This window comes from Actinomycetota bacterium, from assembly GCA_013152275.1.
In the GTDB taxonomy this organism is placed as follows: domain Bacteria; phylum Actinomycetota; class Acidimicrobiia; order Spongiisociales; family UBA4744; genus BMS3Bbin01.
This window is the reverse complement of sequence record JAADGS010000067.1, coordinates 29,225-29,682: the sequence shown is the minus strand read 5'-3', so window position 1 is coordinate 29,682 and position 458 is coordinate 29,225. Positions and strand designations below refer to the sequence as shown.

Annotated in this window: 1 protein-coding gene; it reads right to left on the bottom strand. The window is 65.5% G+C overall.

The genetic code is table 11. The annotated features are described in order from the left end of the window. Window positions 1-354: hypothetical protein (locus tag GXP34_10920; protein NOY56483.1), on the bottom strand; the 354-nt coding region annotated here is incomplete at its 3' end. Window positions 355-458: the final 104 nt, after the last annotated feature.

Below are 458 nucleotides of genomic sequence, written 5' to 3'. Positions count from 1 at the left end.
GATCTCGATGTCCGGCTCTTCGTGCAGGTCGGTGGGTTCGAGGATCTCGATGTGGGGTTCTTCGATGGCGGTGACGGCCTCTTCGACGACTTCGTCGAGGTCGACTTCCATCCCCGGCTCGTCGGTCTGCTGTGCGTGCGCCTCGTCGAGAACGGTCGCGTCGGTCTCGAGTCCTTCCGATGCGGGAGTCTTCGCGTCGGTTTCGTCTTCGGCAGGGTTGTCATGGCTGAGCGCCGCGAGTTCCTGGTAGACGCTCGGAGGAGACAGTGCAGTTTCGGTGTCGGTCGGTGTTTCCATCCACGCAGGCGGTTCATCGGGGAGGTCGTCGAGGCCGGCTCCGAGCGCATCGAGCACGTTCCTCGCACCGGTCGGCGGTTGTGAGGCAACAGGTCTGCCTGCCTCTGCCTCGGGCTCACCGGGTTCGGGCTCGGGCTCTGCCTCGGGCTCACCGGGTTCGG